Genomic DNA, 24605 nt, shown 5'->3' with positions numbered 1-24605 from the left:
CAGGCCGACCCACCCGTGCGCCGCATCTATCCAGCCCAGGCCCCGCCCCCTCAGCCCGTCCGGCGTTTGAGGACAAGGCCCCTTCAGGGCCGACAGCGGGGGCCCGGGGGCGGCAGCCCCCGGGATGGGACGGGTATGGGCGGCGGGGGCGAGAACACCCCCCTAAACCGGCGGAGCCACCCCATCCGGGTCCCGCGGCCCGAACAACCCCATCAACCCCAGATGCACCACCAGCGCAGCCACAGACCACACCAGCAACACCCCCTTCGCCCCCAACTTCAACGGCGCCGAGAACGTCACCCCCTTGCCCACACCCTTCGCGTGAGCGATCACATCCTGCGCCGGCCCCAGCCACACCCCCAGCCGCCACGCCAGCACCGACCCGAGCACGCCCCCCACCGCCAGCGCGACCACCAGCGGCACACCCCCACGCCGCCGCACCAGGAACGCCCCCAGCGCACTGACCGCCCCGAAGGCCAGCGCCAGCAGAGTAAACGTTCCGTCGACCCCGATCGCCTGCTCACCCTCGCTGTCCTTGACGTACACGACCCACCTGCCGTCGACGACGTCCCCGATCAACGGCACACTCGGCGCCAGCCACCACCACAGCAGCCCGAGCAGCACCCCACCGAGCGCCATCGCCACCGTGACGACGGCGGCCTCCCGCAGTTCGGTCTTCATACCGGGGCCGTCCTGTCCGTACGCCGGCGCGAACCCGCTTCCCCCGGACGGCTCCGGCCAGAACTGCCAGGACCGGCCGTCCTGCGCCTCCTGGAGCGAGGGCTGCTGCTGCAGGGGCTGCTGGGGCCGCGAAGCCTCGCCATGTCCATGCGAGGGATCTTGATGCGGCGGCGGAGGCGGAGTCAGCGGTGCGGTCACACTGACATCGTGCCAGGCCCGTCCACGCGGCGCGTCACCGGACGGCCGCCCGACGGTACGCCCAGGTCGCGACGGCCAGCGAGACCACCCCGACCCCCGCGCACACGGCGAGGTCACCGAACACGAAGGCCCAGTCGGGTTCGGGCCCGAAGGTCCGGGCGAAGGCCTCCACGCCGTACGTCGAAGGCAGCAGATCCCGCGCGAACCGCACCACCCCGGGCATCCGCTCCGCCGGCAGCACGCCCAGCAACAGCGCCGCCGACATACCCAACTGCCCGAGCAGCGTGGCCAGTTCCGGCCGCGGCGCGAGCAGCCCGAACGCGGCGCCGAGCCCGGCGAGCGCGGCCCCCGCGAGCGGGATCACCAAGGCGAGCACCCACAGATGTGTCAGCGGCAGCCCGTAGAGCAGGCACCCGAACACCGCCGTGACGACGGTCCCCGGCACGGTGAAGGAGGCGTACGCCCCCGCGGCCCCCAGCACCACGGCCGCCGGCGGTACCGGCAGCGTGGCGTAGTGATCGAGCCCGCCGCTGGCCCGCAACTGCCCGAAGTACTGAGCGAGCAGATTCAGCGCGACGAAAGCCACCACCAGCACCGAAGCCCCGGCCACCACGGCCCGCGCCTCGCCGCCCCCGTCCACGACCCCCCGCATCAGGATCATGATCCCGACGGACTGGAAGGTCGCCACGAACAGCAGCGGAATCCGCGCGACCCGGGCCCGGGACAGCTGCGCCCGGTACACCGCGACCAGCGCGGGCCACAGCCGCGCACGCGGCCCCAGCTCGGCCGCCGCGCGGCGCGCGGGCGTCTTCTGCGCGGCCAGGGCGCTGCCCGGCAGCACCTCGGCGGGTACGAAACTCACGTCGAGCTGCTCCTCTTCGTCCCGGTCACGACAGCCGCCCTCTCCCCCGCCACTCCCCGCACACACACCCGTACGGATCCGAAGCCGCCCACGCTCACCACGCTCAGCCCGCTCACGCCTTCACCAGCCCCTGCACGTTGCCCCCGAGCGCCAGATACACGTCCTCCAGGCTCGGCGTGGCCAGCGTGAAGTCGTCCAGCGCGGTGAAGGCGGCCCCGCCGGTGACGGTGGCGACGGCCGCGCGGGCCTCCTCGGGGGCCAGCCGCAACGTCCACCTGCGCCCCGATTCGACGGCCCGGTCCCGCAGCGCGGCGACCTCGGGGACGTGCAGCGGCGCCGACTCCCGCCAGACCAGATCGACCCGGACCTCGCCCGCGACCTGCTCCTTCAGTCCGGCAGGCGTGTCGCACGCGATCACGCGCCCCCGGTCGAGAACGGCGACCCGGTCGAGAACCGTTTCCGCTTCGATCACGTTGTGGGTGACCAGCAGCACCGTCGTACCGCGTTCGGCGCGCCGCCGGTCCACCGCCGACCACACGGCCCGCCGCGCCACGGGATCCATCCCGGTCGTCGGCTCGTCGAGGACGAGCAGCGGCCGTTCCCCGACCAGCGCGGTGGCGAAACAGGCGAGCCGCCGCTGCCCACCGGACAGCTTGCGGAGGGGCCGGGCGGCCAGTGCCGTGATCCCGAGTTCCTCCAGGACCGCGTCCCGTTCCGCGCGCGCCTGCCGCACATCGAGGCCGCGCAGTCGCGCGGTGGTCTCGACGGCGAGCGAGACGGTCAGTTCGTCGAGGGCGCTGGACTCCTGGCCGAGGTAGGCGAGGATGCGCGCGGCTCGCTCGGGGTGGCGCACGACGTCGTGGCTCAGGATCTCTACGCTGCCCCGGTCGGGGCGCATCAGGCCGGTGATCTGCCGGACGAGGGTCGACTTGCCGGCACCGTTCGGCCCGAGCAGTCCGAAGATCTCACCGCGCCGGACGTCCAGCTCCACGGCGTCGGTGGCCCGTACCTCTGGGGTTCCGGGGGCGCCGCGCCGGCCGCGTACCGCGCGATAGGTCTTGGTGAGATCGCGCACCGCGCACACGACATCGTCACCGTGTAGGGCTGCGTGTGCCGTGCTCGTACTCACGAAGGACGAGAGTACGGGGTGCCCGACACCGCCTGAAATTCAACCCCCGCCCGGTCCTTGTCCGGACCGGGCCGCTCACTCGCCGGCGGGTGCGTGCTCCGCCGCCGTACGGACGTCGATCTCACGCCAGAAGCCGGCCCTGATCGCGTACCGGTCGTGCTCGTCGATCTGGTCGTCCTTGTGGGCGAGCAGACCGAAGCGGGCGGCGTAGCGCAGCAGCTCGCCGTCGACGCGGTGCGGGATACGGGGGTACATGGTGGACAGTTTCTGCACTTGAGCGGGTTCCGGGAGGCGTTCCATCCAGCGGCGCGCGAACACCTGTCCGACCTCGTAGGGATCACCGCCGACCGTGGTGATGTCCTCCTCGCGGTCCGCCCAGCGCTGCTCGGCCGAGGTGAGCTGGGCCAGCGTCGGCATGGACGCGATCTCGGGGGGCTCGGAGGCCACGCCCGGCCGGTCGACCCAGCCCTTGTCGGAGGACCAGCGCAGGGTCGCGTTCGCGGGATGCTGGGCGGGCTGGGCGCCGGGGGCCCGCAGCGCGGCCAGGTCCTTCGGGGTCGGGACGCCCTTGGGCGCGGGCACCCGCTCCTGGGCGCCGTTCTGCGCGTCCGGCGCCGCCGTGTGCTCCTGCTGCTGCTCGTCGGCGGCCCGCTCGCCGGTCTGCGCGAGCGACGACTCGGGCAGCGGCGCGGACAGGATCGCGGCGATCTCGGGCCGGGGCGCGGGCTGCGGCGCGCAGATCCCGCCGATCTCCTTGGCCCGTACGGCCTTGGTGATCCACGTACGGTCGAGGACGCGCCGCTCGTCGGCCTCGGCGACCAGGTCCTCGGACTGGTTGTAGTCCCCGTCGGCAGCCTGCACGGCCCACAGGTGTACGGCGACTCCGTGTTCCTTGGCCGCCATCATGCCCGGCAGCAGATCGCCGTCGCCGGTGACGAGGACGATGTCGGAGCAGGCGCGGTTGCGGGCCAGCTCGGTCAGCTCGGCGTGCATGGCGGCGTCGACGCCCTTCTGGGCCCACCGTCCGTCGCTGCGGGTCAGGGCGCCGAGCCGGACGGTGACCCGGGGCATCACGCGCAGTCTGCGGTGCTCGGGCTGGGGCACCCGGTCGGGGGCGCCGTCGAACCAGTAGATGCGCAGCAGTGGCCGTTCGGTGTCCGACTCGGCGCGTTCTCGCAGGCCCTGGATGAGGGCGGTGTGGTCGACGGTGATCCGGGACCGCGAGGGCTCTCCGGCGAGAAGACTCGCCGCGGCCCCGAGCAGATACCCGGCGTCCACCAGGACGATGCAGCGGTCCACGCGTTCCACCCTCTTTCCGGGAGGTTTGCTTCGGGCTTCCTTCGAGTCTGCCCGACCACGCGGAGGTTAACGGCCCGAACTCGATCTTCGGCGTGGCGTTTCCCTCGTCGGTCGCGGGTCCCGCCGCACGGTCCGACCTTATTACGCACGGTAATTCTCCGACATGCACGCTTTGTCGGGCCGTGTGAATCTGGATGCGGTCCTGGCCCCTAGATCCCCCTCAGGAGGAAGATCACCATGGCCAAGAACAAGAAGCAGAGTCGCTCGCACCAACAGGCGTCACAGGCCGAGCGCGGTACCGAGCAGGCGAAGTCCTCCTCGATCGAGTCGCAGGCCGAGCAGCGCGCCAGCCAGGTGACTCCCGGTGACATGGCACGTAAGGGCCGGCAGAAGCGCTTCGGCCACAACTGAGCCCGCGCGAGTACGACGGACGTCTGAACAGCGGGCTGTCGAAGCCCAGACACAAGGAGGGGCGCACCCGTTCAGGGTGCGCCCCTCGCGCACGTCAGTTGCTCAGCCGGCCAGGAGTTGCTCAGCCGGCCAGGCAGGACGGGCCGAGCAGCACCTTCAGGTCGCCGAAGAGGGCCGGGTCGGGCTTCACCCGGTGCCGGTCGAGTCGCAGCACCGTGGTCTTGCTCGGTCCCTGGAGTCTGATGCGAACCTCGCTCTCGCCCTTGTGGTGGCTGAGGATCTCACCGAGCCTGCTGATCATCGGCGGGGTGATCTTCAGCGCGGGGATGGTGAGGATCACGGGCGCGTTGGTGCCCGCGTTGGACAGGTCGGGGACCTGGAGTTCCATCGCGACCAGCCGGGGCACGTCCTCCCGCTTGTCAAGGCGTCCCTTGACGAACACGACGGCGTCCTCGACGAGTTGGGTCGACACCAGCTGGTAGGTCGCCGGGAAGAACATGCACTCGATGGAACCGGCGAGGTCCTCGACGGTGGCGATGGCCCAGGCGTTGCCCTGCTTGGTCATCTTGCGCTGGAGGCCGGAGATGATGCCGCCGATGGTGACGACCGCGCCGTCGGCGTGCTCACCTCCGGTGAGCTGGGAGATGCCCGCGTCGGCCTTGTCGGACAGGACGTGTTCCAGGCCGAAGAGGGGGTGGTCGGAGACGTACAGGCCGAGCATCTCCCGTTCCTGGGCGAGGAGATAGGCCTTGTCCCACTCGTCGGTGGTGAACTCGACGTCGAGACCGAAGCCGGGCTCGCTGGTGTCCTCGTCGCCCATGCCGCCGAAGAGGTCGAACTGTCCCTCGGCCTCTTTCCTCTTCACCGCGACCACGTTGTCGATCATCGGCTCGAAGTGCGCGGTGAGGCCCTTGCGGGTGTGCCCCATGCTGTCGAACGCGCCGGCCTTGATCAGTGACTCCGTGGTCCGCTTGTTGCAGACGACGGCCTCGACCTTGTCGAGGTAGTCGGGGAAGGAGGCGTACTTCCCCTTGGCGTTGCGGGACCTGATGATCGAATCGACGACGTTGGTACCGACGTTGCGCACCGCCGAGAGGCCGAAGAGGATCACGTCGTCGCCCTGGGCGGCGAAGTTGGACATCGACTCGTTGACGTTGGGCGGGAGCACCTTGATGCCCATGCGCCGGCACTCGTTCAGATAGATCGCGGACTTGTCCTTGTCGTCCTTGACCGAGGTGAGCAGACCGGCCATGTACTCGGCCGGGTAGTTCGCCTTCAGATAGGCGGTCCAGTAGGAGACCAGGCCGTAGGCCGCCGAGTGAGCCTTGTTGAAGGCGTACCCGGCGAACGGGACCAGGACGTCCCACAGGGCCTTGATCGCCTCGTCGCTGTAGCCGTTCTTCTTGGCGCCGGCCTGGAAGATGGTGAAGTTCTTGGCCAGTTCGTCGGGCTTCTTCTTGCCCATCACGCGGCGCAGGATGTCGGCCTCGCCGAGGGAGTACCCGGCGATGATCTGGGCGGCCTTCTGCACCTGCTCCTGGTAGACGATCAGGCCGTAGGTGACCGCGAGGACCTCCTGGAGAGGCTCCTCGAGCTCCTTGTGGATCGGGGTGATCTCCTGGAGCTTGTTCTTGCGAAGCGCGTAGTTGGTGTGCGAGTCCATGCCCATCGGGCCGGGACGGTAGAGCGCGGAGACGGCGGAGATGTCCTCGAAGTTGTCGGGCTTCATCAGGCGCAGCAGCGAGCGCATGGGGCCGCCGTCGAACTGGAACACACCGAGGGTGTCGCCGCGCTGGAGCAGTTCGAAGGTCGCCGGATCGTCCAGCGGCAGGGCCAGCAGGTCGAGTTCGACGCCCTTGTTCGCCTTCACCATCTTGACGGCGTCGTCCATGATGGTCAGGTTGCGCAGGCCCAGGAAGTCCATCTTCAGCAGGCCGAGCGACTCGCACTGCGGGTAGTCCCACTGTGTGATGGTCACACCGTCGGTGTGCCGCACCCACACGGGCGCGTGGTCGACGATGGGCTCGCTGGACATGATGACGCCGGCGGCGTGCACACCCATCTGCCGGACCAGGCCCTCGACGCCCTTCGCGGTGTCGATGACCTTCTTCACGTCCGGCTCGTTCTCGTACATCGCCCGGATCTCGCCGGCCTCGCTGTAGCGCGGGTGCGAGGGGTCGGTGATGCCGTTGAGGTCAATGCCCTTGCCGAGGACGTCGGCGGGCATGGCCTTGGTGAGCCGGTCGCCCATCGCGTACGGGTAGCCCAGCACGCGCGCGGAGTCCTTGATGGCGTTCTTCGCCTTGATCTTGCCGTACGTGCCGATCATGGCGACCTTGTCGGCGCCGTACTTCTCCGTCACGTAGCGGATCACCTCGACGCGCCGGCGTTCGTCGAAGTCGATGTCGACGTCGGGCATGGAGACGCGCTCGGGGTTGAGGAACCGCTCGAAGATCAGACCGTGCGGGATCGGGTCGAGGTCGGTGATGCCCATGGCGTACGCGACGATCGAACCGGCCGCCGAACCACGGCCGGGGCCGACCGCGATGCCCTGCTTCTTGGCCCACATGATGAAGTCGGCGACGACGAGGAAGTACCCCGGGAACCCCATCTGGATGATGACGTCCATCTCGTACTCGGCCTGCTTCTGGCGGTCCTCGGGGACGTTGCCGTTGAAGCGGCGCTCCATGCCCCGGCGGACCTCCTCCTGGAACCAGGTGATCTCGGTGAAGCCGTCCGGGATGTCGAACTTCGGCATGAGGTTCTTCGCCTCGAACATGCCTGCCGTGTCGACCTGTTCGGCCACCAGGAGGGTGTTGGCGCAGCCCTGCTGCCAGGCGTCCGAGGAGTCGACCGCGTACATCTCGTCCGTGGACTTCAGGTAGTAGCCGGTGCCGTCGAACTTGAAGCGGTCCGGGTCGGAGACGTTCTTGCCGGTCTGGATGCACAGCAGCGCGTCGTGCGCGCCCGCCTCGTGCGGGTACGTGTAGTGCGAGTCGTTCGTCACCAGGGGCGGGATGCCGAGCTTCTTGCCGATCTCCAGGAGGCCGTCGCGGACCCGGTGCTCGATCTCGATGCCGTGGTCCATCAGTTCCAGGAAGTACCGGTCCTTGCCGAAGATGTCCTGGTACTCGGAGGCGGCCTTCAGCGCCTCGTCGAACTGCCCCAGTCGCAGCCGGGTCTGGAGCTCACCGGACGGGCAGCCCGTGGAGGCGATGAGCCCCTCGGACCACTGGGAGATGGTCTCCTTGTCCATGCGCGGCCACTTCTGCAGCCAGCCCTCGGCGTACGCGTCCGAGGAGAGCCGGAACAGGTTGTGCAGGCCCGTCGCGTTGGCCGCCCAGATCGTCTTGTGGGTGTAACCACCCGAACCGGACACGTCGTCGCGCTTCTGGTGCGGCTGGCCCCAGCGGATCTTGCGCTTGTTGCGCCGCGACTCCGGCGCCACATACGCCTCGATACCGATGATCGGCGTGACGCCCGCCTTCTTGGCGGTGTGGAAGAAGTCGTAGGCCCCGTGCAGGTTGCCGTGGTCGGACATGGCGATATGGGTCATGCCCATCTCGTTGCACGCGTTGAACATGTCCTTGAGCCGCGCGGCACCGTCCAGCAGCGAGTACTGGGTGTGGACGTGCAGGTGCGTGAACGGCGGCTTTGACACGGCATGGCCTCCATGGAAAACACTCGGCGACAGGCTGCGGGCAGTCTGGGGGGACAGCGACGAAGTCTATGCCTCGGCACTGACATTCCGTGGGTGGGCCGTGGGCACTGAGGCGTACCTTCGGACGTTGGAGGGACGACGGAGTCATCCGTCCCGCCCATCGGCCCGTCCGGGCCCCATTCGTCATGCATCACCTGCACCAGGAGGCACCCAGCGATGTCGGTTCCGCAGCTCAGCGCCGAGCACCGCGGCGAGGAGATCCTCACCGTGTTCGACACCGCGTTCGGCGAGCTCCTGGCCGCCGATCCGGCCGCGTTCCGCGTGAAGTTCCGCAAGATGGCGGCCTCCGCGTTCGCGTTCTACCGGGGTACGGCGTGCCTCTTCTACCACGACCTGGAGGCGGAACGGCGGGGCGGTCCCTACCTGGACGAGCGCACCTCGCGCGTGTGGATCCACGGCGACCTCCACGCGGAGAACTTCGGCACGTACATGGACGCGCAGGGCCGGCTGATCTTCAACGTCAACGACTTCGACGAGGCGTACGTCGGCCCGTTCACCTGGGACCTCAAGCGCCTCGCCGCCTCCCTGGCTCTCATCGGGTACGCGAAGGCTCTCTCCGACGAGCAGATCACCGACCTGGTGCGCACGTACGCGGACGCGTACCGCGAGCGCGTCCGCGCCCTCACCACGGGTGCCAAGAGCGACGAGGTGCCGCCGTTCACCCTGGACACCGCCCAGGGACCCCTGCTGGACGCGCTGCGCGACGCGCGCTCGCTGACCCGGTTCGGACTGCTCGACTCGATGACGGAGATCCGCGACTTCGAGCGCCGCTTCGCGCCGGGCGGCGGCTCCATCGAGCTGGACGCGGCCACGCGCTACAAGGTGCTGGCCGCGTTCGACGGTTACCTGGAGACGCTGCCGGAGTCGTCCCTGAGCCGCCCGGACTCCTACCGGGTGAAGGACGTCGTCGGCCGGCGCGGCATCGGCATCGGCTCGGCCGGGCTCCCCTCGTACAACATCCTTCTGGAGGGCGCCACGGACGCCCTGGAGAACGATGTGGTGATCTACATCAAGCAGGCCCAGACCCCGGCCGTCTCCCGGCACATCACCGACCCGGCGATCCGGGGCTACTTCCAGCACGAGGGCCACCGCACGGTGATCTCGCAGCGCGCCCTCCAGGACCACGCCGACCCCTGGCTGGGCTGGACCGAGCTGGACGGCCGCGGTCAGCTGGTCGCCGAGGTGTCGCCGTACGCCGTGGACCTGGACTGGGGTGACATCGACGACCCGGCGGAGATCGCGGCCGTCGTCGCCGACCTGGGCCGGGCGACGGCCACGATGCACGCGGCGGCGGACGACCAGTCCGGCGAGTCCCTGGTGCCCTTCTCCACGGAGCGGGCCATCGACGCGGTGATCGCGGCTGACGAGGCGGGCTTCGCGGACCTCTTGGTGGAGTTCGCCCACGAGTACGGGGCACGCGCGCGCCGCGACCACCAGATCTTCGTGGACCTGTTCCGCAACGGCCGGATCCCGGGCCTGTAGGCGGCCCCTTCGGACAGTGCACAGGCTCACAGGGATTTTTTAGGGGCCTCCTACGTGAGTCCGTGACACACTCTCCACCGCTATGGACATATCCGGGACCCCCTTCAGAGCCGTACGCGCGGCGCTGTTCACGGCACTCGTCGTGACGCTCAGCACCGCGTCGCACGTGCTGCTGTCCAGGGTTCCGCTGCCGATGGGGACGGTGGCCGTGATCGCCGCCGCCGTCTTCGTCGTCGCGTACGCGCTGGCCGGCCGTGAGCGCGGCTTCGCCCGGATCGCGGCCCTGCTGATCCCGCTGGAGCTGGCCGCCGACACGGTCTTCACCACCGGCCAGACGGTCTGTTACGGCCGGGCGGGCGGCCCGGTCGCCGGCCCGCTCCGTTCGGTCGGCTTCGACGTGCTGTGCGCCGGTGACGGCGTGGGCACCCCGCTGGCCCGGGTGACGGGTACCGACACCGACCGGGTGACGGCGCTGCTCGCCGACGCGGGCCCCCAGGCCGCCTGGCTGCTGCTGGCCGCGCATGTCGGCGTGGGGCTGCTGGCCGCCGCCTGGCTGCGCCGGGGCGAACGGGCCCTGGCCCAGCTGCTCGCCGGGGTCACCACCTCCACCTTCCGCCCGCTGCTGCTGGCCGCCGCGGTGACGGTCCGGTCCGCCCCGGCGGTACGCCGCCTGCCGCGGCCGACTCAGCGCACCGCCGCCCTCCGCACACGCCTGCTCGTGCACTCCCTGGGACGACGAGGACCGCCGAGCCCGAGCCCGAGTCCGCTCGCCATCGCCTGAGCGACCACTCGCCCGAGCGACAGCGCAGAGCGACGCGCACTGGCAAGTCCTTCATTTCACTTCCGCGTACGACGCCCATGACGCGTACGCGTTCACCAGGGAGATCATCAGCATGAGCCAGCGAAACAGCCACGCGTCCAAGAGCGCGGCACGTGAGCGTCTGCGCGAGGAGCGCGAGCGCCAGGCCAAGCGCGACAAGGTCAAGCGGCAGGTCGTCGTGGCCGGCGCCGTCGTCGCCGTCCTCGCGATAGCCGGCGGTATCGGCTACGCGGTCGTGCAGGGCAACAAGCCGAGCCACTGGGCCGCGGCGAAGGACGAGAAGGTCGTCGCGCCGGCCAACACCACCGGGACGAACGGCACGACGGTGGTCCTCGGCAAGAGCACCGCCAAGAAGACCCTCAAGCTGTACGAGGACCCGCGCTGCCCGATCTGCGCCCAGTTCGAGGCGACGGTCGGCCCGACCCTCAAGCAGGATTTCGACGCGGGCAAGTTCAAGATCCAGTACATCGGTGGCACGTTCATCGACGGTGACACCGACAACAACGGGAAGATCGAGGTCGGCTCCCGCGGCGAGGGCTCCAAGAACGCGATGAGCGCCATGGGCGCCGCGCTGAACGTGAGCCCGGAGGCGTTCCTGGAGTACAAGACCGCGCTCTACTCGCCGAAGTTCCACCCCGAGGAGACGGAGGACAAGTTCAAGAGCGACGACTACCTGATCAAGGTCGCGAACACGGTCGCCGCGCTCAAGAACAACGCCACGTTCCAGACCGCCGTCAAGAACGGCACGTACGACGCCTGGGCACTGGCCATGTCCGAGACGTTCAACACCAACAAGGACGGCGTCAACGGCACGCCGAGCCTGGTGATGGACGGCAAGAAGCTCACGGGCCCCGACGGCAAGGCCGCGCCCATGACTGCCGCCGACTTCACCACCGCGATCGCGGCGGCGCTGAAGGCCTGAGCAGCGGCTTCGCGGCGTCCAGAGCGCCTGTCGTACGGTGCGCCGCTCGGCCCCAGTGGACGATCAGCCGAAGAGCGGGCGAACTTTAGCCGGTTCGCCCGTTCCACCGGCTTACTGATCAGTAATCTCAGCGCCCGTGACGAGTCGAATCAGTTCCACCGAGTCCACGGGCGCCGAGGCCAACTCCCTCGCCCCGCGCCGCCGTACGGTCGTCAAGGCCGCCGCGGCCACCGCCGTACTGGCCGGCCCCCTGGCCGCCGCGCTGCCCGCGAGCGCAGCCGCCGAAGCCCCCGCCTTCCTGCACGGCGTCGCCTCCGGCGATCCGCTGCCTGACGGCATCCTGCTGTGGACGCGTGTGACGCCCACGGCCGAAGCGATACCCGGTTCCGGGATCGGCCCGGACACCGAGGTGAGCTGGATCGTCGCCCGCGACAAGGCGTTCACGAACCTTGTGTCCAAGGGCTCGACCACCGCGACGGCGGCCAGCGACCACACCGTCAAGGCGGACATCCGGGGCCTCGCGCCCGCCACGGACTACTGGTTCCGCTTCTCGGCCGGCGGCACGGACTCCCCCGCCGCCCGCACCCGCACCGCGCCCGCCGCGGACGCCGCCGTGACGGGTCTCCGCTTCGGCGTGGTCTCCTGCGCCAACTGGGAAGCCGGCTACTTCTCCTCGTACCGCCACCTCGCGGCCCGCCGCGACCTGGACGCCTGGCTGCACCTCGGCGACTACATCTACGAGTACGGCACCGGCGAGTACGGCACCCGTGGCACCGTCGTACGCCCGCACGCCCCCACCCACGAGATCCTCACCCTCGCCGACTACCGCGTACGGCACGGCCGTTACAAGACCGACGCCGACCTCCAGGCCCTCCACGCGACAGCCCCCGTCATCGCGATCTGGGACGACCACGAGTTCGCCAACGACGCGTGGTCGGGCGGCGCCGAGAACCACACCGAGGGCACTGAGGGCGCCTGGTCGAACCGCCAGTCCGCCGCGAAGCAGGCCTACTTCGAGTGGATGCCGGTCCGCCCCGCGATCGCGGGCACCACCTACCGGCGCCTGCGCTTCGGCAAGCTCGCCGACCTCTCCCTCCTCGATCTGCGCTCGTTCCGCTCCCAGCAGGCGGCCGTGGGCAAGGGCTCAGTCGACGACCCGGCGCGTACGATCACCGGCCGGGCCCAACTGGACTGGCTGAAAGCCGGGTTGAAGGCCTCGGACACCACCTGGCGGCTGGTCGGGAACTCGGTGATGATCTCGCCGTTCGCCATCGGCTCCCTCACCGCCGACCTCCTCAAGCCCCTCGCCGAGCTGCTCGGCCTGCCCAAGGAGGGCCTCGCCCTCAACACCGACCAGTGGGACGGCTACACGGACGACCGCCGTGAACTCCTCGCCCACCTGCGCTCGAACGCGATCCGCAACACCGTCTTCCTGACCGGCGACATCCACATGGCGTGGGCCAACGACGTGCCCGTGGACGCCGGGACCTACCCCCTGTCGCCGTCGGCCGCCACGGAGTTCGTCGTCACGTCGGTCACCTCCGACAACCTCGACGACCTCGTCAAGGTCCCCGAGGGAACCGTCACCGCGCTCGCCGCGCCGATCATCCGCGCGGCCAACCGGCACGTCCACTGGGTCGACACCGACCGCCACGGCTACGGCGTCCTGGACATCACCGCCGACCGCGCGCAGATGGACTACTACGTACTGTCCGACCGCACGAAGCCGAACGCGACCTCGGCCTGGTGGCGCTCGTACCGCACACTCAGCGGCACGCAGAAGATGGAACGGACGTACGACCCGGTGTAGACGGCCGACCCGGTGTAGACGGCCGCGAGTACCCGCGCCCCCGGTCTACAGACTGTCGAGGAAGCCGAGCGCCACCCGCCAGGTGGCCTCGGCCGCCTCCTCGTCGTAGTCCGGCAGGCCGGGGTCGGTGTAGAGGTGCCCGGCACCGGCATACCGGTAGATCTCCACGTCGGCGCCCGCCTTGCCCATCTGGAGATACCAGGAGCCCAGCCAGTCGTCGGTCTCGAACGCGTCCGGCTCGGCCACGTGCAGCTGGACCGGCAGCTCGTCCACCGACGCCGTCTCGGCGATGTCCGACGTGCCGTGCAGCAGCAACAGCCCGCGCGCCTTGTCGTCGCCGAGCGCGAGCGTCTGCGCGGTCGCGGCGCCGAAGGAGAACCCCGCGTACACCAGACCGCGCCCGGAGTAGGGCGCGGCGGCCAGGATCGCCCGCTTGAGCAGCTCGTCCTTGCCTGTGGCGTCCTTGAAGGCCATGCCCTCCTCGACGGTCTCGAAGGTGTGCCCGTCGAAGAGGTCGGGGGTCCACACCTCGTGTCCGGCCGCCCGCAGCCGGTCCGCCGCGGCGTGCACCGCGGGCCGAAGTCCATAGGTCGAGTGAAAGAGCATGACGTTCATGAACACATCGTGCCAGCCCCGAATTCGCCGTGTGTGCCAGCCCACCCGGGGCCACATGTTCATGACCCCCCTTCTCCGGTTACGTTCTCCCGCATGGAGAACGTACTGCGCCCGTTGATCGTCCTGGGTGGCTCGGTCGTGCTCACGCTGCTCATCGGCTGGGTCACGGACCGTTTGCTGCGCAAGGCGGACGAAGGACACACCGAGACACCCCTGTGGGGACTGCTGCGGCGGGGCCGCGTGCCCTACCAGCTCGTCCTGTGCGCGGCGCTGCTCAGAGGGTCCTACGACGAGGCCGATCTGCTCCACGGACACGAGGTCACCCTCGGCCGTGCCCTGACGCTGGTCCTGATCGGCTCGACGGCGTGGCTGGTCGTGCGCATCACGGCGGCGATCGTGGACACCTCGTACTCCCGTTACGCCCGCGCCCACCGCGACCCGGCCCGGGTTCGCCGGGTGCGTACCCAGGTGTCGCTGATCATGCGGGTGGTCGCGGCGATCGTGGGCGTCGTGGCGGTGGCGGCGATGCTGCTGACGTTCCCGGCGATGCGCGCGGCCGGCGCCTCCCTGCTGGCCTCCGCCGGTGTCCTCGGCATCGTCGCCGGTGTGGCGGCCCAGTCGACGCTGAGCAATATGTTCGCGGGGTTCCAGATCGCCTTCGGCGACATGGTGCGCATGGGCGACACGGTCGTGGTGGACGGCGAGTGGGGCACCGTCGACGAGATCACGCTGACGTTCCTGACCGTGCGCACCTGGGACGAGCGCCGCATCACGATGCCGGTCTCCTACTTCACCTCGAAGCCCTTCGAGAACTGGTCGCGGGGCGGTGCGCAGATGACCGGCATCGTTTTCTGGCACGTGGACCACACCGCGCCCATGGAGGCGATGCGCGAGAAGCTTCGCGACCTCCTGCGCGAGTGCCCAGCCTGGGACGGCCGCGCCTGCGACCTGTCCGTGACGGACGCCACCCCGAGCACCATGGAGGTCCGCGCGCTGGTGACGGCGAAGGACGCGGACGACGTCTGGAAGGTCCGGGTGCACGTCCGCGAGGGCATGATCCGCTGGCTGACCGAACACCACGCGTACGCCCTGCCCCGGGTCAACACGGCGGACGCGGCCCTGCCCCCGGGCACCGAGACGACTCGCCGCTTCCACGACGGAGCACCACGAAGGGCGCACGACACACCAAGGACGGCGAGCAGAACCTGAACCCACGGCGGGTCGGCCGCCGACGAACAGCACCCCCCACTGGCGAGGTCCACTTTTCAACGGACCCGCCACGGGCGGTGCGCGGGTGAGAGAAAACCCTCAAAAAGAACGGCGCATCGCAAGATGAGCGATGCCCGCCTCCCAGAACTCTTCCCCGTATCCGGCATACCCGAGCCGCTCGTAGAACCCCGCCGCGGCGCTCTGCGCATGCAGGTCCACGGCGACAAGCCCCAGTCCCCGAGCCGCCTCCTCGATCCCCCGGACCAGCGCGACCCCGACCCCCAGCCCGCGCGCTTCCTTCCGCACCGCGAGCCGTCCCAGCGACCCCACGGACAGATCGCCCCCGGTCCGCCCGGCCGCCGCCTCCCCGTACAGCAGCCGCCCCGTGCCGAGCGCCACCCCGTCCTCCCGGACGGCCAGCACATGCAGCGCGCCCGCGTCGAACTCGTCGTACTCCAGATCCTCCGGCACCCGCTGCTCGGCGACGAAGACCTCCTTGCGCAACGCGAAGCAGGCCTCGCGGTCGGCGGAATCCTCGGCGACACGCACCACGTACGGCGGCGGAGTCAGCGAGGTCACGCGTAGGTCTCCTCGCGGACCCGCTCCAGGGCGCCCGCCAGGTCGTCCGGGTAGACGCTCTCGAACTCGACCCACGTGCCGTCACCGGGGTGCTCGAAGCCGAGACGTACGGCGTGCAGCCACTGGCGGGTCAGGCCGAGCCGCTTGGCGAGCGTCGGGTCCGCCCCGTACGTCAGGTCGCCGACGCAGGGGTGCCGGTGGGCGGCCATGTGGACGCGGATCTGATGGGTGCGGCCGGTCTCCAGCTTCACATCGAGCAGGGAGGCCGCACGGAACGCCTCGATGAGGTCGTAGTGCGTGACGGACGGCTTGCCCTCGGCCGTGACCGCCCACTTGTAGTCGTGGTTCGGGTGCCGACCGATGGGTGCGTCGATCGTGCCGCTCATCGGGTCGGGGTGGCCCTGGACCAGCGTGTGGTAGCGCTTGTCGACCGTGCGCTCCTTGAACTGGCGCTTGAGCGACGTGTACGCGCGCTCCGACTTGGCGACCGCCATCAGGCCGGAGGTGCCGACGTCAAGCCGGTGCACGATGCCCTGGCGCTCGGCGGCGCCGGAAGTGGAGATGCGGTAGCCGGCGGCGGCGAGCCCGCCGATGACGGTCGTCCCCGTCCAGCCGGGCGACGGGTGCGCGGCCACGCCCACGGGCTTGACGATCACGACGATGTCGTCATCGTCGTACACGATCTCCATGCCCTCGACCGGCTCGGCCACCACCTGCACGGGCGCGGGTGCCTGCGGCATCTCGACCTCGAGCCAGGCGCCGCCGTGCACCCGCTCCGACTTGCCGACCACCGAGCCGTCGACCATGACCTTCCCCGCCGCGGCCAGCTCGGCGGCCTTCGTACGGGAGAAGCCGAACATCCGGGAGATGGCGGCGTCGACGCGCTCGCCCTCCAGGCCGTCCGGCACGGGCAGGTTGCGGATCTCGGGAATCGTACTCACCCGTCGAGTATGCCGGACCGGCCCGGAACCCCCGACCGGGCCTGTGGACAAACCCCCCTCAAGCCCCCCTGAAGCCCTCAGTCCTTGTGGACGGTCCCGTCCGGGTCGAGCCCCTTGAAGGACAGCAGGACGATCAGGATGCCGCCGCAGACGATCGCCGAGTCGGCGAGGTTGAAGACCGCGAAGTGCTTGGGCGCGATGAAGTCGACGACCTCGCCCTTGAAGACGCCCGGGTAGCGGAAGATCCGGTCGGTCAGATTGCCCAGCGCGCCGCCGAGCAGCAGACCGAGCGCGATCGCCCAGGGCAGGCTGTAGAGCTTGCGGGCCAGGCGGACGATCACGACGATCACGGACGCCGCGATGACCGTGAAGATCACGGTGAAGGCCTGGCCCATGCCGAAGGCGGCGCCCGCGTTGCGGATCGCCTCGAACTTCAGCCAGTCCCCGATGATCTCGATCGGCGCGTGGTGCTCCAGCTTGGCGACGACGACCATCTTGCTGACGAGGTCCAGGGCGTATGCCAGCGCGGCGACCGTGAACAGGACGACGATCCGGCGCCTGCCCCGGGGCCGCTGGTCCGGGGTCTCCGGATCGGCTCCCGCCGCGTCTGGGATGTCCGGCGTACCGATGATGCGCTCCGCCTCTGCCACGTGAGTCCCTCAACCTAGGTTCCTGACTGAGGACGAGAGTACGACACGCCTCCTGGCACACATGAGTGCAGGAGGCGCACGGCGCGAATCGGCACGACAGGGCTTCCCGGAACGGTCAGTAGCGCCGCTCCTGCTTCTGCTTGCACTCGACACACAGCGTCGCGCGCGGGAAGGCCTGCATACGCGCCTTGCCGATCGGGTTGCCGCAGTTCTCGCACAGGCCGTACGTGCCCGCGTCCAGCCGCTCCAGGGCCCGCTCGTCCTGGCTCAGCATCTCGCGCGCGTTGGCCGCCAGGGCCATCTCTCCCTCGCGCGTGATGTTCTTGGTACCGGTGTCCGCCTGGTCGTCGCCCGCGCCGTCCCCCGAGTCCCGCATGAGACCCACGAGCGACTGCTCGGACGTCTCGATCTCGGCGCGCAGCCGCAGCACCTCGGACTGCAGCTCGGCGCGCGCCTGAGCCACCTCCTGCGGTGTCCAGGGGTCCTCACCGGGGCGTACGGCGAGCTCGCCCGGTTCGGCCGCCGTGACGATCCGCGCCTTGGGTACCGCGCCGGGCTTCTCCGCCGCCGTGGCCGTGCCAGGACTCTTCTTCGCAACCACCGTCGTGGCTCCCGTCTTCTTCGCGGCCTCGGCCGCGCCCGCCTTGTTGGCCGTGCTCTTCTTGGAGGTGCGTTTGCCGGCGCCGCCCGCAGCCGCGTCGCGTCGGGACGCGGCGGCCTTCTTCTCGACAGCCGTCTGCACGACGGCTGTCTTCACGGCAGCCGCCTTGGCAGCTGTCTTCACGACGGCCTTCCCGGCCACCGTCTTCGTGGCCGCCGTCTTCTTCGCGGCGCCCTTCTTGAGGGCGCTCTTCTTCGCGTCCGTGCCCTTGCCACCGCCGGAGGCCTCCGCGGCCGTGGATCCCGTGGAACTGCTGGACGCCGACTGCTGTACGGCGGTCTTCTTCGCCACCATGACCGCGGCCCCTTCACATAGTGGGATCCTGCTCGCGAATCGTGCTGGGACGATAAATCGACTTGAGTCCCGCGGCAACGCGGAACGCCACCCGATCCGCCCACCTCGCCGGTCCCGCGGGGCAAGCCTGCAAGCGTTGTGCCCAGCTCTTGGCCAGGTAATCCGCCGAGCCGGGCGTCCTGGAATCCGGATACTCGGCCCTCGCCGTTCGGGTGGCCGGAAAACCGGTCGGCCGCTGTCGGCGGGGCGCCGTACACTGGGCGGAGCGAGAAGCGTGGATGGGGACGAGTAGCGGCGTACGCAGCCCAGAGCGACCCGGGGACGGTGGAAGCCCGGGGGCGAGCGCGACGCGAAGATCACCCCGGAGCCGCCGGAAGAAAGCCGCAGCGAGGCGAGCAGGACAGCCAAGGCCAGTAGACCCGGTATCGCGACCCCAATGAGGGGGCTCACGGGTGCGCACGGCGCACCGGGGAGCCAAGGAGGGTGGTACCGCGGGAGTACGCCGTACACGGCGTCCGGAGAATTCCGGCTCTCGTCCCTCCGACGGAAGGCAGAAAGTCCGCCGGAGGAAGCTCGCTGATGACAACGCCGACGTACCGCCAGGTGCCCGCCCAGGTCGACCTGCCCGCCCTTGAGCACGCCGTGCTCGAGTTCTGGGACGAGCAGAAGATCTTCGCCAAGAGCCTCGAGCAGTCCGAGGGCCGCCCCGAATGGGTGTTCTACGAGGGCCCGCCCACCGCCAACGGCATGCCAGGGGCCCACCACATCGAGGCCCGCGTCTTCAAGGACGTGTTCCCGCGCTTCCGCACCATGCGCGGCTACCACGTGGCCCGCAAGGCCGGCTGGGACTGCCACGGCCTCCCGGTGGAGCTGGCGGTCGAGAAGGAGCTCGGCTTCTCCGGCAAGCAGGACATCGAGGCGTACGGCATCGCCGAGTTCAACGCCAAGTGCCGCGAGTCGGTGACCCGGCACACGGACGCCTTCAAGGCGCTCACGAACCGCATGGGGTACTGGACCGACCTCCACGACCCCTACCGCACGATGGACCCCGAGTACATCGAGTCGGTCTGGTGGTCGCTGAAAGAGATCTTCAACAAAGGACTGCTGACCCAGGACCACCGCGTCGCCCCCTGGTGCCCGCGCTGCGGCACGGGCCTGTCGGACCACGAGCTGGCCCAGGGCTACGAGACGGTCGTCGACCCGTCCGTGTACGTCCGTTTCCCGCTCACCTCCGGTCCGCTGGCCGGCGAGGCCGCCCTCGTCGTCTGGACGACGACGCCCTGGACGCTGGTCTCCAATACCGCGGTCGCCGCCCACCCCGACGTCACCTACGTGGTGGCGACGAACGGTGAAGAGAAGCTCGTCGTCGCCGAGCCGCTGCTCACCAAGGCGCTCGGCGAGGACTGGCAGTCCACCGGCCGAACCTTCACCGGCGCCGAGATGGAGCGCTGGTCCTATCAACGTCCGTTCGAGCTGATCGAGTTCCCGGCCGACGTGCCCACCCACTACGTGGTGAACGCGGACTACGTGACGACCGAGGACGGTACGGGCCTGGTCCACCAGTCCCCCGCCTTCGGTGAGGAAGACCTCAAGGTGTGCCGCAGTTACGGCCTGCCGGTCGTCAACCCGGTGCGCCCGGACGGCACCTTCGAAGCGGACGTCCCCCTCGTGGGCGGCGTCTTCTTCAAGAAGGCGGACGAACAGCTCACCGAGGACCTCCAGCAGCGCGGCCTCCTCTTCAAGCACATCCCGTACGAGCACAGCTACCCGCACTGCTGGCGCTGTCACACCGCGCTCCTCTACTACGCGCAGCCGTCCTGGTACATCCGCACCACGGCCGTCAAGGACCGTCTCCTCCAGGAGAACGAGAAGACCAACTGGTTCCCGGACACGGTCAAGAACGGCCGCTTCGGCGACTGGCTGAGCAACAACATCGACTGGGCCCTGTCCCGTAGCCGCTACTGGGGCACTCCGCTGCCGCTGTGGACCTGCGAGGAGGGCCACCTCACCTGCGTCGGCTCCAGGGCCGAGCTGACCGAGCTGACCGGCACGGACCAGTCGAACCTCGACCCGCACCGCCCCTTCATCGACGCGGTCACCTTCGCCTGCCCCCAGGGCGACTGCGGACAGCCGGCCACACGCGTGCCCGAGGTCATCGACGCCTGGTACGACTCGGGTTCGATGCCGTTCGCGCAGTGGGGATACCCGTACAAGAACAAGGAACTGTTCGAGTCCCGCTACCCGGCGCAGTTCATCAGCGAGGGCATCGACCAGACCCGCGGCTGGTTCTACACGCTGATGGCGGTCGGCACCCTCGTCTTCGACAAGTCGTCCTACGAGAACGTGGTGTGCCTCGGCCACATCCTCGCCGAGGACGGCCGCAAGATGTCCAAGCACCTGGGCAACACCCTGGACCCGATCCCGCTCATGGACCGGCACGGCGCGGACGCGGTGCGCTGGTTCATGGCGGCCGGCGGTTCCCCGTGGGCGGCCCGCCGCGTCGGCCACGGCACGATCCAGGAGGTCGTCCGCAAGACGCTCCTCACGTACTGGAACACGGTCGCCTTCCAGGCCCTGTACGCGCGTACGTCGAACTGGGCCCCCTCCGCGGCGGACCCGGCCCCCGCCGACCGCCCGGTCCTGGACCGCTGGCTCCTGTCCGAACTCCACGCGCTCACCGACCAGGTGACGCAGTCCCTGGAGGCGTACGACACCCAGCGCGCCGGCAAGCTCCTGTCGGCGTTCGTCGACGACCTGTCCAACTGGTACGTGCGCCGGTCCCGGCGCCGCTTCTGGCAGGGCGACAAGGCCGCGCTGCGCACCTTGCACGAGGTCGTCGAGACGGTCACGAAGCTGATGGCCCCGCTGACCCCGTTCATCACCGAGCGGGTCTGGCAGGACATGGTGGTGCCGGTGACCCCGGGCGCCCCCGAATCCGTCCATCTGACCACCTGGCCCGAGGCGGACCTGTCCGCCATCGACCCGGAGCTGTCGAAGCAGATGGTGCTCGTACGGCGGCTGGTCGAGCTCGGCCGTGCCACGCGCGCGGAGTCGGGCGTGAAGACGCGTCAGCCACTGTCCCGCGCCCTGGTGGCGGCGGCCGGTTTCGAGACCCTCGACCGTGAACTGCACGCGCAGATCACGGAGGAGCTCAACGTCAGCTCCCTCGCGTCCCTCTCCGATGTCGGCGGCTCGCTGGTCGACACCACCGCCAAGGCCAACTTCCGCGCCCTGGGCAAGCGGTTCGGCAAGCGCGTCCAGGACGTGGCGAAGGCCGTCGCGAACGCCGACGCCGCCGAGCTGTCCCTCGCCCTGCGCGCGGGCACGGCGTCGGTGGAGGTCGACGGCGAGACGGTCACACTGGCGCCGGACGAGGTCATCATCACGGAGACCCCGCGCGAGGGCTGGTCGGTGGCGTCCGACTCGGGCGCGACGGTCGCCCTCGACCTGGAGATCACGGAGGAGCTGCGTCAGGCGGGCCTCGCGCGTGACGCGATCCGGCTGATCCAGGAGGCCCGCAAGAACAGCGGCCTCGACGTGGCCGACCGCATCGCCCTGCGCTGGACGTCCACGGACCCGGCGGTCACCGCCGCCCTGACCGAGCACTCCGGTCTGATCTCCGACGAGGTCCTGGCCACCGACTTCGGCCAGGGTGAGACGGACGACACCTTCGGGGACCCGTTCACGGACGAGGGTCTGTCACTGACGTTCCGCCTGCGCAAGGCGTAACGGCGACACGCCCAGCACACACGAAGGCCCGCTCCCCCCGACTTCCGTTCTTGCGGTCGTCGGCGGGAGCGGGCCTTCGGCGTCACCGGCACACGCAAAAGGGCGGGGCCCCGGAAGAAAATCCGGGGCCCCGCCCTGAACGCCGACGACGCCTAAGGCGTACTAGAGGCCGTCAGTTGTCGTCCTCGTCGATCAGGAAGCCGCGCATCGGTGAAGGAGCCTGCCCCATCGGAGACGGGCCCTGCGGCCGGACCGGAGCCATGGGCTGGGTCATGGCCGGAGACATCTGCTGCTGGCCGCCGTAGGACGGGGCAGCCGGGCCGGGACCACCCATGCCCTGGTTCCCGCCGTACGACGGGACACCGGCGCCGGCCGGGGCCATCGAGGGCGCCGGGGACGGCGGCAGAGAGGCCGTGGCCGGAGTGCGCGGCGGGGCCAGCGAGTCGTCGGCCTGGGTCTCCAGCTGACGCAGCTGCGACTCCAGGTAGGACTTCAGACGCGTGCGGTACTCGCGCTCGAAGCCACGCAGATCCTCGACCTTGCGCTCCAGCGTGGCGCGGGCGGACTCCAGGGAGCCCATCGCGACGCGGTGCTTCTCCTGGGCGTCCCGCTCAAGAGCGTCGGCCTTGGCGCGGGCGTCGCGCTCCAGGCCCTCGGCGCGGCTGCGTGCCTCGCCGACGATCTTGTTGGCCTCGGAACGAGCCTCGGCGATCGCCTGGTCGGCGGTCTGCTGGGCCAGCGAGAGAACGCGCGCGGCGCTGTCTCCACCGGGACCCTGACCGGGGCCGCCCATCTGCGGGGGACCACCCATGGGACCGCCCATCGGGCCGCCCATCTGCTGCATCTGTCCCTGCATCTGCTGACCGGGCATCTGCTGCATCTGGCCGGGCATGCCGCCCTGACCCATCTGCCCCATCTGACCCTGCATCTGGCCGGGCATGCCGCCCTGGCCCATCTGCCCCTGCATGGGGTTCTGGCCCATGGGGCCCTGACCCATCGGGCCGGGACCCTGCGGACCGCCCTGGCCACCGCCGGGGGGCAACTGCGGCGCGCCGCTGGGCAGCTGGGGCGGGCCACCCATGGGGCCACCCATCTGCTGCGGCGGGCCCGATATGCCGGCGGGCACCGGGCCGCCCGGGCCTCGCATGCCCTGCTGCGGCATCCCTTGCTGGGGCATGCCCTGTTGCTGCATCCCCTGCTGCTGCATGCCCTGCTGCTGGTCCTGCTGTTCAGGAGGCTTGCGCATGCCCTGCTGCTGGTTCTGGGCAGCGGCGCGCGTGGCAGCGGCCAGCTTGGCGCGCAGATCCTCGTTCTCGCGGAGCAGGCGGGTCAGTTCGGCTTCGACCTCGTCGAGGAAGGCATCGACCTCGTCCTCGTCATAGCCTTCTCGGAGGCGGACGGTCGTGAACTGCTTGTTCCGCACATCCTCGGGGGTCAATGGCATCTCTTCACCTCAACGTAGTCGTCGGCATTCGGCAAGACCGTATCGTTCACACCAACACCTGCCTGACGACAGTGATCAGGATGTACACGATGATCATCAGTACGAAGAAGGACAGGTCGAGCGCCACGCCCCCGAGACGCAACGGCGGGATGACCCGCCGCAGAAGCTTGAGCGGTGGATCGGTGACAGTGTAGGTGGCCTCCAGAATGACCACCATCGCCTTGCCGGGCTGCCATGAGCGGGCGAACTGGAAGACGTAGTCCATGACCAACCGGAAGATCAGCACGATGAGGAAGCACATCAGCGCGATGTAGATAACCTGTCCAACCACGCTCATGATCCGCGCTTACCTCTCCCCTGTTTCCATGCTGCTGGTACTGCTACTGGTACTGCCTGGTCACTGCTGTTCCGGTCGTGCGTCTCAGCTCTGGTTGAAGAACCCGCCCTCTGCGATGCGGGCCTTGTCCTCCGCCGTGACATCGACGTTAGCAGGCGACAACAGGAACACCTTCTGCGTCACCCGCTCGATGCTGCCGTGAAGACCAAACACCAAACCGGCCGCAAAGTCGACAAGTCGCTTCGCATCTGTGTCATCCATCTCAGTGAGATTCATGATCACCGGCGTGCCCTCACGGAAGTGTTCCCCGATGGTACGGGCCTCGTTGTACGTCCGAGGGTGAAGCGTGGTGATCCGGTAAGGCTCTCGTTCCGACACGACCTTGGGCATGATCACCGGTGCGTTCTTCTCCATGCTTTGGCGTTCTTGTGTGATGGACGCCACGGGCGCGATCCTCGCCGGACGCCCGGAATCGGCACCGAGCGAAGCGGAATGCGGCACCGGATCGCGCGGAGCGGACGGCTGCACCACTCGTACCGATTCGTCCCTTTGGGACTGGTGGGGCTGATGAGACTGGTGGGACTGATGCGAACCGTGCGGCTGGTGCGAGGGCTCACGCCGCCGCAGGTCGCGCTCTGGCTCCGGGTCGAGTTCGGGCTCGAAGTCGTCATCGGGGTCGAAACCCCGGCCGTCGTACCCATCGTCCTCCACGAGGCCGAGGTAGACCGCCATCTTGCGCATCGCGCCGGCCATTGCTCTGAGTCCTCCGCTCTGTGGTGGATCGACTGACGAATGCCAAGTGCCCGCGATC

At 69.5% G+C, this 24605-nt stretch carries 20 protein-coding genes; 7 read left to right on the top strand and 13 right to left on the bottom strand.

Annotated elements, in window-relative coordinates; translation table 11 throughout:
- Positions 1-162: 162 nt before the first annotated feature.
- The 4 genes from ADL01_RS26095 to ADL01_RS26080 form a co-directional block, all read right to left on the bottom strand.
- Positions 163-879 carry a hypothetical protein gene (locus tag ADL01_RS26095; RefSeq protein WP_078960756.1) on the bottom strand — a complete coding sequence of 239 codons (717 nt, stop codon included), beginning with the start codon at positions 877-879 and terminating at the stop codon, positions 163-165.
- 34 nt (positions 880-913) lie between these two features.
- A complete protein-coding gene (locus ADL01_RS26090; RefSeq protein ID WP_053744465.1) occupies positions 914-1741 on the bottom strand; it encodes an ABC transporter permease in 828 nt (275 codons plus the stop codon).
- Between the two features lie 112 nt (positions 1742-1853).
- A complete protein-coding gene (locus ADL01_RS26085; protein WP_053744464.1) occupies positions 1854-2825 on the bottom strand; it encodes an ABC transporter ATP-binding protein in 972 nt (323 codons plus the stop codon).
- A 120-nt stretch (positions 2826-2945) separates the two neighbouring features.
- The gene (locus ADL01_RS26080; RefSeq protein WP_053744495.1) at positions 2946-4169 is read right to left on the bottom strand and encodes an NYN domain-containing protein; all 1224 of its coding nucleotides are present in this window, start codon (positions 4167-4169) and stop codon (positions 2946-2948) included.
- 237 nt (positions 4170-4406) lie between these two features.
- Here ADL01_RS26080 and ADL01_RS45470 point away from each other — a divergent pair, with 237 nt between their 5' ends.
- Positions 4407-4580, top strand: coding sequence for a hypothetical protein (locus ADL01_RS45470; RefSeq protein WP_199834929.1), 174 nt, complete (start codon positions 4407-4409; stop codon positions 4578-4580).
- 121 nt (positions 4581-4701) lie between these two features.
- Here ADL01_RS45470 and dnaE read toward each other — a convergent pair whose 3' ends face one another.
- Complete coding sequence (dnaE, locus tag ADL01_RS26075; protein WP_053744463.1) at positions 4702-8241, bottom strand: DNA polymerase III subunit alpha; 3540 nt, start codon at positions 8239-8241, stop codon at positions 4702-4704.
- Between the two features lie 216 nt (positions 8242-8457).
- Here dnaE and ADL01_RS26070 point away from each other — a divergent pair, with 216 nt between their 5' ends.
- The 4 genes from ADL01_RS26070 to ADL01_RS26055 all read left to right on the top strand — a co-directional run bounded on the left by ADL01_RS26070 (position 8458) and on the right by ADL01_RS26055 (position 13335).
- A complete protein-coding gene (locus tag ADL01_RS26070; RefSeq protein WP_053744462.1) occupies positions 8458-9783 on the top strand; it encodes a DUF2252 domain-containing protein in 1326 nt (441 codons plus the stop codon).
- Positions 9784-9865: 82 nt separating this feature from the next.
- Positions 9866-10564 (top strand): hypothetical protein, encoded by a 699-nt coding sequence (locus tag ADL01_RS26065; RefSeq protein ID WP_053744461.1) that lies wholly within the window; start codon positions 9866-9868, stop codon positions 10562-10564.
- A gap of 112 nt (positions 10565-10676) precedes the next feature.
- Positions 10677-11525, top strand: coding sequence for a thioredoxin domain-containing protein (locus ADL01_RS26060; RefSeq protein ID WP_053744460.1), 849 nt, complete (start codon positions 10677-10679; stop codon positions 11523-11525).
- A gap of 136 nt (positions 11526-11661) precedes the next feature.
- Positions 11662-13335: an alkaline phosphatase D family protein gene (locus ADL01_RS26055; RefSeq protein WP_053744459.1), complete on the top strand. Its 1674-nt coding sequence runs from the start codon at positions 11662-11664 to the stop codon at positions 13333-13335.
- Between the two features lie 45 nt (positions 13336-13380).
- Here ADL01_RS26055 and ADL01_RS26050 read toward each other — a convergent pair whose 3' ends face one another.
- Entirely contained in the window at positions 13381-13950 is a 570-nt protein-coding gene (locus ADL01_RS26050; RefSeq protein WP_053744494.1) for a dienelactone hydrolase family protein, read from the bottom strand.
- A gap of 93 nt (positions 13951-14043) precedes the next feature.
- Here ADL01_RS26050 and ADL01_RS26045 point away from each other — a divergent pair, with 93 nt between their 5' ends.
- Complete coding sequence (locus tag ADL01_RS26045) at positions 14044-15159, top strand: mechanosensitive ion channel family protein (RefSeq protein ID WP_053744458.1); 1116 nt, start codon at positions 14044-14046, stop codon at positions 15157-15159.
- 99 nt (positions 15160-15258) lie between these two features.
- On the opposite strand, the gene ADL01_RS26040 is transcribed toward ADL01_RS26045, so the two are convergent.
- The 4 genes from ADL01_RS26040 to ADL01_RS26025 form a co-directional block, all read right to left on the bottom strand.
- Positions 15259-15729: a GNAT family N-acetyltransferase gene (locus ADL01_RS26040; RefSeq protein WP_053744493.1), complete on the bottom strand. Its 471-nt coding sequence runs from the start codon at positions 15727-15729 to the stop codon at positions 15259-15261.
- Positions 15730-15734: 5 nt separating this feature from the next.
- The gene (locus tag ADL01_RS26035) at positions 15735-16679 is read right to left on the bottom strand and encodes an RluA family pseudouridine synthase (protein ID WP_053744457.1); all 945 of its coding nucleotides are present in this window, start codon (positions 16677-16679) and stop codon (positions 15735-15737) included.
- A gap of 77 nt (positions 16680-16756) precedes the next feature.
- Positions 16757-17329: a signal peptidase II gene (gene lspA, locus ADL01_RS26030; RefSeq protein ID WP_053744456.1), complete on the bottom strand. Its 573-nt coding sequence runs from the start codon at positions 17327-17329 to the stop codon at positions 16757-16759.
- A 115-nt stretch (positions 17330-17444) separates the two neighbouring features.
- Positions 17445-18284, bottom strand: a complete 840-nt coding sequence (locus tag ADL01_RS26025) for a TraR/DksA family transcriptional regulator (protein ID WP_053744455.1) — start codon at positions 18282-18284, stop codon at positions 17445-17447.
- A gap of 579 nt (positions 18285-18863) precedes the next feature.
- On the opposite strand from ADL01_RS26025, the gene ileS reads away from it, so the two are divergent.
- Complete coding sequence (gene ileS, locus ADL01_RS26020) at positions 18864-22013, top strand: isoleucine--tRNA ligase (RefSeq protein WP_053744454.1); 3150 nt, start codon at positions 18864-18866, stop codon at positions 22011-22013.
- A gap of 172 nt (positions 22014-22185) precedes the next feature.
- Here the strand turns inward: ileS and ADL01_RS26015 are convergent, their stop codons facing one another.
- The 3 genes from ADL01_RS26015 to sepF all read right to left on the bottom strand — a co-directional run bounded on the left by ADL01_RS26015 (position 22186) and on the right by sepF (position 24547).
- Positions 22186-23457, bottom strand: a complete 1272-nt coding sequence (locus tag ADL01_RS26015) for a DivIVA domain-containing protein (RefSeq protein ID WP_053744453.1) — start codon at positions 23455-23457, stop codon at positions 22186-22188.
- 46 nt (positions 23458-23503) lie between these two features.
- The gene (locus tag ADL01_RS26010; protein WP_053744452.1) at positions 23504-23794 is read right to left on the bottom strand and encodes a YggT family protein; all 291 of its coding nucleotides are present in this window, start codon (positions 23792-23794) and stop codon (positions 23504-23506) included.
- An 84-nt stretch (positions 23795-23878) separates the two neighbouring features.
- The gene (gene sepF, locus ADL01_RS26005; RefSeq protein ID WP_053744451.1) at positions 23879-24547 is read right to left on the bottom strand and encodes a cell division protein SepF; all 669 of its coding nucleotides are present in this window, start codon (positions 24545-24547) and stop codon (positions 23879-23881) included.
- Positions 24548-24605: the final 58 nt, after the last annotated feature.

Origin of the sequence: Streptomyces sp. NRRL WC-3618 (assembly GCF_001280005.1) — a bacterium.
In the GTDB taxonomy this organism is placed as follows: Bacteria; Actinomycetota; Actinomycetes; order Streptomycetales; family Streptomycetaceae; genus Streptomyces.
This window is presented reverse-complemented; position numbering and strand designations above follow the sequence as displayed.

Coding starts and splice junctions, on each gene's coding strand:
- ileS (WP_053744454.1), top strand. CDS start 18,864: ATGACAACGCCGACGTACCGCCAGGTGCCCGCCCAGGTCGACCTGCCC.
- ADL01_RS26045 (WP_053744458.1), top strand. CDS start 14,044: ATGGAGAACGTACTGCGCCCGTTGATCGTCCTGGGTGGCTCGGTCGTG.
- ADL01_RS45470 (WP_199834929.1), top strand. CDS start 4,407: ATGGCCAAGAACAAGAAGCAGAGTCGCTCGCACCAACAGGCGTCACAG.
- ADL01_RS26015 (WP_053744453.1), bottom strand. CDS start 23,457: ATGCCATTGACCCCCGAGGATGTGCGGAACAAGCAGTTCACGACCGTC.
- ADL01_RS26065 (WP_053744461.1), top strand. CDS start 9,866: ATGGACATATCCGGGACCCCCTTCAGAGCCGTACGCGCGGCGCTGTTC.
- ADL01_RS26050 (WP_053744494.1), bottom strand. CDS start 13,950: ATGAACGTCATGCTCTTTCACTCGACCTATGGACTTCGGCCCGCGGTG.
- ADL01_RS26010 (WP_053744452.1), bottom strand. CDS start 23,794: ATGAGCGTGGTTGGACAGGTTATCTACATCGCGCTGATGTGCTTCCTC.
- sepF (WP_053744451.1), bottom strand. CDS start 24,547: ATGGCCGGCGCGATGCGCAAGATGGCGGTCTACCTCGGCCTCGTGGAG.
- ADL01_RS26025 (WP_053744455.1), bottom strand. CDS start 18,284: ATGGTGGCGAAGAAGACCGCCGTACAGCAGTCGGCGTCCAGCAGTTCC.
- ADL01_RS26060 (WP_053744460.1), top strand. CDS start 10,677: ATGAGCCAGCGAAACAGCCACGCGTCCAAGAGCGCGGCACGTGAGCGT.
- ADL01_RS26070 (WP_053744462.1), top strand. CDS start 8,458: ATGTCGGTTCCGCAGCTCAGCGCCGAGCACCGCGGCGAGGAGATCCTC.